Source organism: Pseudomonas sp. GM79 (assembly GCF_000282495.1).
Classification (GTDB): domain Bacteria; phylum Pseudomonadota; class Gammaproteobacteria; order Pseudomonadales; family Pseudomonadaceae; genus Aquipseudomonas.
Genome location: NZ_AKJE01000123.1, coordinates 1 through 8,566, shown reverse-complemented (window position 1 = coordinate 8,566; position 8,566 = coordinate 1). Strand labels below are relative to the sequence as shown.

Annotated in this window: 10 protein-coding genes; 9 read left to right on the top strand and 1 reads right to left on the bottom strand. The window is 62.3% G+C overall.

Annotation, left to right across the window (positions count from 1 at the left end):
- Nucleotides 1-215 precede the first annotated feature (215 nt).
- The 9 genes from mdcA (at nt 216) to madM (ending at nt 7,475) form a co-directional block, all read left to right on the top strand.
- Nucleotides 216-1,886 (top strand): malonate decarboxylase subunit alpha, encoded by a 1,671-nt coding sequence (gene mdcA / locus PMI36_RS00035; protein ID WP_007897974.1) that lies wholly within the window; start codon nt 216-218, stop codon nt 1,884-1,886.
- Entirely contained in the window at nt 1,886-2,761 is an 876-nt protein-coding gene (locus tag PMI36_RS00040; protein ID WP_008076728.1) for a triphosphoribosyl-dephospho-CoA synthase, read from the top strand. The genes mdcA and PMI36_RS00040 overlap by 1 nt, the downstream gene beginning before the upstream one ends.
- Nucleotides 2,761-3,060: a malonate decarboxylase subunit delta gene (locus PMI36_RS00045; RefSeq protein ID WP_007897982.1), complete on the top strand. Its 300-nt coding sequence runs from the start codon at nt 2,761-2,763 to the stop codon at nt 3,058-3,060. Before PMI36_RS00040 ends, PMI36_RS00045 begins: the two co-directional genes overlap by 1 nt.
- Nucleotides 3,053-3,904 carry a biotin-independent malonate decarboxylase subunit beta gene (locus PMI36_RS00050; protein ID WP_008076726.1) on the top strand — a complete coding sequence of 284 codons (852 nt, stop codon included), beginning with the start codon at nt 3,053-3,055 and terminating at the stop codon, nt 3,902-3,904. Before PMI36_RS00045 ends, PMI36_RS00050 begins: the two co-directional genes overlap by 8 nt.
- The gene (gene mdcE / locus PMI36_RS00055) at nt 3,901-4,704 is read left to right on the top strand and encodes a biotin-independent malonate decarboxylase subunit gamma (protein WP_008076724.1); all 804 of its coding nucleotides are present in this window, start codon (nt 3,901-3,903) and stop codon (nt 4,702-4,704) included. Before PMI36_RS00050 ends, mdcE begins: the two co-directional genes overlap by 4 nt.
- Nucleotides 4,698-5,318 (top strand): malonate decarboxylase holo-ACP synthase, encoded by a 621-nt coding sequence (locus tag PMI36_RS00060; protein ID WP_008076722.1) that lies wholly within the window; start codon nt 4,698-4,700, stop codon nt 5,316-5,318. The genes mdcE and PMI36_RS00060 overlap by 7 nt, the downstream gene beginning before the upstream one ends.
- Nucleotides 5,315-6,226, top strand: coding sequence for a malonate decarboxylase subunit epsilon (gene mdcH, locus PMI36_RS00065; RefSeq protein ID WP_008076721.1), 912 nt, complete (start codon nt 5,315-5,317; stop codon nt 6,224-6,226). Before PMI36_RS00060 ends, mdcH begins: the two co-directional genes overlap by 4 nt.
- A 66-nt stretch (nt 6,227-6,292) precedes the next feature.
- Nucleotides 6,293-6,709, top strand: a complete 417-nt coding sequence (madL, locus tag PMI36_RS00070; RefSeq protein WP_007897996.1) for a malonate transporter subunit MadL — start codon at nt 6,293-6,295, stop codon at nt 6,707-6,709.
- A gap of 1 nt (nt 6,710) precedes the next feature.
- Nucleotides 6,711-7,475 carry a malonate transporter subunit MadM gene (madM, locus tag PMI36_RS00075; protein WP_008007473.1) on the top strand — a complete coding sequence of 255 codons (765 nt, stop codon included), beginning with the start codon at nt 6,711-6,713 and terminating at the stop codon, nt 7,473-7,475.
- 111 nt (nt 7,476-7,586) lie between these two features.
- On the opposite strand, the gene PMI36_RS00080 is transcribed toward madM, so the two are convergent.
- Nucleotides 7,587-8,501, bottom strand: a complete 915-nt coding sequence (locus PMI36_RS00080) for a LysR family transcriptional regulator (RefSeq protein ID WP_008076719.1) — start codon at nt 8,499-8,501, stop codon at nt 7,587-7,589.
- Nucleotides 8,502-8,566: the final 65 nt, after the last annotated feature.

Genomic DNA, 8,566 nt, shown 5'->3' with positions numbered 1-8,566 from the left:
CAAGCCCGCTCCCACAGTGTCCGTGTCGTGCTCAAATCCTGAGTCATCCACAATACCTGTGGGAGCGGGCTTGCTCGCGAAGGCGTCAGCGCGGGCAACGAATCCCTCCCGCCAACCATTAACTTGACCGTAACAATCCAACACTCCGCTTGATTGATGCCCCACACCCAACGCTCCTAAGGTGACCCCCACGACAGCGAACCCGTGGAGTGGTCATGACAACAACAATATCCCCCGACTCGCGATGGACGCGGCGGCGCAGCGAAAAGCAGCGGCGCCTCGAATGGGTGAAGGGGCTTGCCGACGGTGTGGTGTTGCCCACCGACAAGATCGTTGCGGCGCTGGAGGCGTTGATCCTGCCCGGCGACCGTGTGGTGCTGGAGGGCAATAACCAGAAGCAGGCGGACTTCCTTTCCCGCTCCCTGGCCAAGGCCGATCCCGGCAAGCTGCATGACCTGCACATGATCATGCCCAGCGTCGGGCGTTCCGAGCACCTGGACCTGTTCGAGCGCGGCATTGCCCGCAAGCTCGACTTCTCTTTTGCCGGCACCCAAAGCCTGCGCATCAGTCAGTTGCTCGAAGACGGCCTGCTGGAAATCGGCGCGATCCACACCTACATCGAGCTCTATGCGCGGCTGGTGGTGGACCTGATCCCGAACGTCGTGCTCTCGGCCGGTTTCATGGCCGACCGTGCCGGCAACATCTACACCGGCCCAAGCACCGAAGACACGCCCGCATTGATCGAACCGGCCGCTTTCAGCGACGGCATCGTCATCGTGCAGGTCAACCAATTGGTGGACGACGTCAGCGAACTGCCCCGTGTCGACATTCCCGCGTCCTGGGTCGACTTCGTGGTGGTGGCCGATAAGCCGTTCTACATCGAACCGCTGTTCACCCGCGACCCACGCCACATCAAGCCTGTGCACGTGTTGATGGCGATGATGGCGATCCGCGGGATCTACGAAAAACACAACGTCCAGTCCCTGAACCACGGCATCGGTTTCAACACCGCCGCCATCGAACTCATCCTGCCGACCTACGGCGAATCCCTCGGTTTGAAGGGCAAGATCTGCCGCAACTGGACCCTCAATCCTCACCCAACCCTGATCCCGGCCATCGAAAGCGGCTGGGTCGAAAGCGTGCATTGTTTCGGCACCGAACTGGGCATGGAAAACTACATCGCCGCTCGACCGGATGTGTTCTTCACCGGTCGCGACGGCTCACTGCGCTCCAACCGGATGTTCTGCCAATTGGCCGGGCAATACGCGGTGGACCTGTTCATCGGCGCGACCTTGCAGGTCGATGGCGACGGTCATTCCTCCACCGTGACGCGCGGTCGTCTGGCCGGTTTCGGGGGGGCACCGAACATGGGTCACGACCCGCGCGGTCGCCGTCACGGCACGCCGGCCTGGCTCGACATGCGTCACGACGATGCGCCCGAAGCGCTGCTGGAACGCGGTAAAAAACTCGTGGTGCAAATGGTCGAGACCTTCCAGGAGGGCGGCAAACCGACCTTCGTCGAAACCCTCGATGCCGTGGAAGTAGCGAAGAAAAGCGGCATGCCGCTGGCGCCGATCATGATCTACGGCGACGACGTCACCCACCTGTTGACCGAGGAAGGCATCGCCTATTTGTACAAGGCCCGTTCCCTCGAAGAGCGTCAGGCGATGATCGCCGCCGTCGCCGGGGTGACCGCCATCGGCCTGCGCCACAACCCGAAAGACACCGCCCGCATGCGCCGCGAAGGCCTGATCGCTTTGCCCGAAGACCTCGGCATCCGCCGCACCGACGCCACCCGCGAGTTGCTCGCAGCGAAAAGCGTGGCCGATCTGGTGGAGTGGTCCGGTGGCCTCTACAACCCACCCGCCAAGTTCAGGAGCTGGTAATGCACGCATTCAACCTGCAACCGAAACCTTTAACCCTGACTGAGCGGCTGGCGGATCTAGCGGTGGACGCGCTGATCGACGAAGCGGACTTGTCGCCGAAACCGGCGCTGGTGGATCGTCGCGGCAATGGTGCGCACACCGATTTACACCTGAGCCTGATGCACGCCTCGGCGCTGTCGTTGTGGCCGGCGTTCAAGGCAATGGCGGAAGCGGCCAGCGAATTTGGCGAAGTCGGTTTACCCCTGCGCGAAGCCCTCGGGCGGATTGGCCGCGACGGTGAACAAACGATGCTCGCCACCACCGACGGTGTGAATACTCATCGTGGGGCGATCTGGGCGTTGGGGCTGTTGGTTGCCGCCGCTGCGCTGGAGCCTGAATCCCGCACCGCCAGCGGCATCGCGTTGCGCGCCGCACGCCTGGCCTTGCTCGACGATCGTTACGCTCCGCGCCCCCTAAGCCATGGCACTCAAGTGGCCCAACGTTATGGCGCACGCGGTGCCCGTGAAGAGGCGCAGCTTGGTTTTCCGGCGGTGATTCAACGCGCTCTGCCGCAACTCAAACGCAGCCGCGCCGCTGGCCATGGCGAACAGAACGCTCGGCTCGATGCCTTGCTGGCGATCATGACGACGCTGGCCGACACCTGCGTGCTCTACCGCGCAGGCGAAACCGGCCTGCACACCATGCAACTCGGCGCTCAAGCGGTGCTCGATGCCGGCGGCAGCGCCAGCCTGGCCGGTCGCCGTCGTTTGCATGAGCTGGACCAACAATTAATCGCGTTGAATGCCTCGCCCGGCGGCGCTGCGGACTTGCTCGCAGCCTGCCTGTTTATCGACCGCATCGAGTCGGGCGTCGACGTCTTCCAGGGAGCGTTTTGATGGAAACCTTATCCTTTGAATTCCCCGCCGGGCAGCCGCCACGGGGCAGGGCGCTGGTGGGCTGCGTGGGCTCGGGCGATCTGGAAGTGCTGATCGAACCGGGGCTGGCCGGCAAGCTGACGATCCAGGTGCAGACCTCGGTCAACGGCAGCGAACAACGCTGGCAGCATCTGTTTGCGCGGATGTTTGACGGCCAGACACCGCCCGCGATGGCGATCGATATCCACGATTTCGGCGCCACTCCCGGCGTGGTGCGCTTGCGCCTGGAACAAGGCTTCGAGGAGATCAGCCATGACTGACAGCGCAGCGCTTCTCAGCAAACATAGCTTCGTCGAACTCGGCGCCCGGCAACGAGCGAAAGCCTTGCTCGACGCAGGTACTTTCCGTGAACTGCTCGACCCGTTTCAGCGCGTCATGTCGCCATGGCTGTCGCGCCAGGGCGTGGTGCCGCAAGCCGATGACGGCGTGGTGATCGCCAAGGGCAGCCTCGGCGGTTTGCCGGTGGTGATCGCTGCCATCGAAGGCGCGTTTCAGGGTGGCAGCCTCGGTGAAGTCGGCGGAGCGAAGATTGCCGGCGCGCTGGAACTGGCCGCCGAGGACAACCGCAAAGGCATTCCCACTCGCGCCGTGCTGCTGCTGGAAACCGGTGGCGTGCGTTTGCAGGAGGCCAATCTGGGGCTGGCAGCGATTGCCGATATTCATGCGGCGATTGTCGATCTGCGCCAGTACCAGCCGGTAGTCGGCGTGGTCGCCGGCAGCGTCGGTTGTTTTGGCGGCATGTCGATTGCCGCCGGGTTGTGCAGTTATTTGTTGGTGACTCAGGAAGCGCGGCTCGGCCTCAACGGCCCGCAGGTGATCGAGCAGGAAGCCGGTCTTGAGGAATACGACTCTCGGGATCGCCCGTTTATCTGGAGCCTGACCGGCGGTGAGCAACGTTTCGCCAGCGGTCTGGTGGACCGCTATGTCGCCGACGACGTGGCGCAGATTCAGCAGCAGGTCAGCGAATTGCTCAAGCAGGGTTTGCCGGCGCAGCAACGCAGCCGCCAGGCCGAATGGTTTCTGCAACGGCTGGCGCGTCTGGACGCTGAACCACAAATCGAGCCGGCGACGGTTCGCGATCTGTATCAAGGAGAGCGCTCATGAGTTCGTATTCCCTGAGAGGCTTGAACTGGTTCAACGCCTTGAGTGCCGGCGCAAAACCGGTCTCGGGTTTGCCGGCGTCGTTGAAAGTCGCCGATGGTTTATTGGGCGATCTACCCGTGCGGTTTATCGCAGTGGTGGCCGATCCCGACAACCGTTTCGTCCGCGCCCGCAATGGCGAGGTCGGTTTGCTGGAAGGCTGGGGCTTGGCCAAAGCGGTGGATGACGTCATTGCCGCGGATAACGACAAACCTAAAAAACGCGCCCTGATCGCCATCGTCGATGTGCCGAGCCAGGCTTACGGCCGACGCGAAGAAGCCCTCGGCATTCATCAGGCGCTGGCCGGTGCGGCAGACAGTTATGCCCGTGCCCGACTGGCCGGGCATGCGGTGATCGGTTTGCTGGTGGGCAAGGCGATGTCCGGGGCGTTTCTCGCTCATGGCTATCAGGCCAACCGGCTGATCGCGCTACGCGATCCGGGCGTGATGGTGCATGCGATGGGCAAGGCGTCGGCGGCGCGGGTCACCTTGCGCAGTGTCGAAGAGCTTGAAGCCTTGGCCGCCAGCGTGCCGCCGATGGCGTATGACATCGACAGCTTTGCCAGTCTGGGGCTGCTTTGGGAAACCCTGTCGGTGGAGCAGATCGAACAGCCGACGACGGCGGATCTGGCGCGGGTGAACGAGTGTCTGGTTCAGGCGATTGAAGATGTCGAGGCTGGTCGTCGCGATTTGAGCGGCCGCTTGGGTGCGAACAATCGCGCCGCGTCGAGCAAGGTTCGCCAACTGCTGAGAGAGCAGTGGTGAATACGTTTCTGGCCCACGACCTGCTGTGGGGGATGACCCCGGAGCAGTTGCCTGCGGATGCGCCTGCGTGGGTGATCGAGTCGATCAGCGCGGGTCAGCCGGTGGTGGTTCGGCGTGCGATGAGTGCGCCGGATCAGATCGCGGTCGGGGTACGAGGACGCTTGCGTGAGCAGCGTTATGCAACGTCGATGGCGATCACGGCGATTTCACGTCGGGTAAGTCCGGAAGAGCTTTGTCATGTCGAGACGGCGCGGGATCTGCTGGCTTTGCGAGCACTGGCGCAGCTGCGGCCAATGCTCGACACCTGCGGTTGGGTGTGGGGTGTCAGCGGCAGTGCCGGGTTTGAATTGGCCAGCGGTTTTGTGGCGTTGCATGAGCGTAGCGATCTGGACTTGATCCTGCGTACACCGCAACCGTTGAGCCGACTTCAAGCGCAAGAATTGGTGACGCTTCTCGGCACTGCTGAATGTCTGGTCGACATGCAATTGCAGACACCTTACGGCGCGGTGGCTCTGCGCGAATGGGCCGGCCCGTCGCATCGGGTGCTGCTCAAAAACGCTCAGGTCGCCTGCCTGGTCACCGATCCCTGGAACCCGCAGGAGCAAGCAGCATGAGCAGCTTGCTGGTGTTCCCCGGCCAAGGCGCGCAGCAACCGGGCATGCTCCATCGCTTGCCTCGGGAAACGCTGATCGAGGCGAGCGAGGTGCTGGGTGAGGATGTTTTGTTGCAGGATTCTGCCGAGGCGTTGCAGTCGACGAGGGCGGTTCAGTTATGCCTGCTGATCGCCGGAGTCGCCGCTTCACGTCAGTTGTCATTGAGCGCGGATTACGTGGCCGGATTGTCCATCGGCGCCTATCCGGCGGCGGTGGTCGCCGGCGCCTTGAGCTTCAGCGATGCGCTGCATCTGGTCAGCCTGCGCGGTGAGCTGATGCAGCAGGCTTATCCTCAGGGCTATGGCATGACCGCGATCATCGGTCTGGATCTGGCGACGGTGGAAGGTTTGCTGGCGCGGGTGCACAGCGTCGACACACCGGTTTACCTGGCCAATATCAACGCCGATAACCAGGTGGTGATCGCTGGCAGCGATGCTGCGATGAAAGCGGTCGCCGAATTGGCGAAAGGGCGGGGTGCCGGATTGGCCAAGCGTCTGGCGGTCAGCGTGCCGTCCCATTGCCCGCTGCTGGAAGCACCGGCAAAAGTCCTGGCCGAAGCTTTCGCCAAGGTGCAATTGAAAACGCCGACCGTGGGTTACCTGAGCGGCAGTCGCGCCCGGCCCGTTATCAATCCCGAGGCGTTACGCGACGACCTGGCCTTCAACATGTGCCGTGTGGTGGATTGGCGCGGCACGGTACAAAGCGCTTACGAGCGTGGCGTACGTCTACAGATCGAACTGCCGCCCGGTGCGGTGTTGACCGGGCTGGCGCGCCGGGTGTTCGAGCAGGGCACCGTGATTGCCTTCGACGGTGCGCGGCTCGATACCTTGCAGGCGCTGTTGCGTGAGGAGGGAAGCCGCCAACCCTAGATCACCGACTCAGGCTGCGAACTACAAAAACAACAATTCCGACGATGCACTTTGAGGACTACAACAATGATTATTTACGGTGTGGCGCTGTTGGCGATCTGTACGCTGGCAGGGGTGATCATGGGTGACATGCTCGGCGCATTGCTGGGTGTGAAATCCAACGTCGGCGGGGTCGGGATCGCGATGATCCTGCTGATTTGCGCGCGGTTGTGGATGCAAAAACGCGGCGGCATGACCAAGGACTGCGAGATGGGCGTCGGCTTCTGGGGCGCCATGTACATTCCGGTGGTGGTGGCGATGGCCGCGCAACAGAACGTCGTTACCGCCCTGCATGGCGGCCCGGTGGCGGTGCTGGCGGCGATTGGTTCGGTGGTGCTCTGTGGCTGCACGATTGCGCTGATCAGCCGGACCCACAAAGGCGAGCCCTTGCCCGATGAACCGGCGGACATAACGTCGGTTGGCGCACCGGCAGGAGGTCGCTGATATGTGGGATCTCATCGAGAAAGGTCTGGAACATAACGGTCTGATCACGGCATTCGCCTTCGTTGGCGTGATCATGTGGGTGTCGGTGGTGTTGTCCAAACGCCTGACCTTCGGGCGGATTCACGGCTCGGCGATTGCCATCGTCATTGGCCTGGTGCTGGCCTGGGTCGGCGGCACCATGACCGGCGGGCAAAAAGGCCTGGCGGATTTGTCGCTGTTTTCCGGTATTGGTTTGATGGGCGGCGCGATGCTGCGGGACTTCGCCATTGTCGCCACGGCGTTCGAGGTGCAGGCCACCGAAGCGAAAAAGGCCGGGATGATTGGTGTTATCGCGCTGCTGCTGGGCACGATTCTGCCGTTCATTGTCGGGGCGAGCATGGCCTGGGTGTTCGGTTATCGCGATGCGATCAGCATGACCACCATTGGCGCGGGTGCGGTGACGTACATTGTCGGGCCAGTGACCGGGGCAGCGATTGGTGCCACGTCCGATGTGATGGCGTTGTCGATTGCCACCGGGCTGATCAAGGCGATTCTGGTGATGGTCGGTACACCGATGGCGGCGCGCTGGATGGGGCTGGATAACCCGCGCTCGGCGATGGTGTTTGGCGGGTTGGCCGGGACGGTGAGTGGGGTGACGGCAGGGTTGGCGGCGACGGATCGCAGGCTGGTGCCGTATGGCGCGTTGACCGCGACGTTCCACACCGGGCTTGGGTGCTTGCTTGGGCCTTCGTTGCTGTACTTCATTGTTCGCGGGATTGTGGGGTAAGGGTTTGGTTCTTTGTTGAAAGTACCGCCGCCTTCGCGAGCAAGCCCGCTCCCACATTGGAATGCATTTCCCTGTGGGAGCGGGCTTGCTCGCGAAGGGCGCGACGCGGTCTCAGACTTGCCGATTGGCATACATCCGGCACTCTGCCAACAGCGCCAGCAAATTCGGGTCACGCTCCTTGGCCTTCAGAAACACCACGCCGATGTGCTGCTGTAACCGATACTTTTGCTGCAATGGAATCAGCTTCACCCGGTTCTCATACACCGCCGCAATCCTTCCCGGCAGCAACGCATAACCGACCCCCGAGCTGACCATGCTCAGCAGGGTGAAGATGTCGTTGACCTGCATCGCCACCTTCGGCTCGAACCCCGCCTGCTTGAACACCCGAATACCGTCCTGGTGCGTGGCGAAGCCTTGGGTCAAGGTGATGAATGTCTCGTCACGCACCTCCGCCAGATCGACTTCGGCCCGCTGGGCAAAGGGCGAATCAGCCGGTGTGGCGAGGAAGATGTCATCGGAAAACAGCGGAATCTGCTCGCAGTCCGGGTCGTTGACGCTGTCATCCAGCGACACCAGGATCGCGTCGACTTCCATGTTCTTGAGCTTGTACAACAGGTCGATATTCGAGCCCAGGATCAGGTCGATATTGAGTTCGCTGCGGCGAATTTTCAGGCCCATGATCAGCTGCGGCACGGTCTTCACCGTCAGCGAATACAGTGACCCAAGTTTGAAACGCTCAGCGGAGAAACCGGCAGCTTCGCGGGTCAGGCGCACGCTTTCGAGCACGTCCTGGATCAGCTTCTGCGCCCGTTCTTCCAGCACATAAGCGCTTTCGAGTGGGGTCAGGTTGCGGCCTTCGTGTTTGAATAGCGGGCAACGCAGGGCGCTTTCCAGGGAGTGAATAGCGCGGTGCACGCTGACGTTACTGGTTTGCAACTCGGCGGCAGCGCGGGCCAGGTTGCCGGTGCGCATGAAGGCCAGGAACACCTCGAGTTTTTTCAGGGTCAACTCTTCATCGATCAGCATGGGCCAGACTCTTATTCGAATCGTTCGATTGTGCCCAATTGGCTGACGTTTGGCTCGATGGCTTT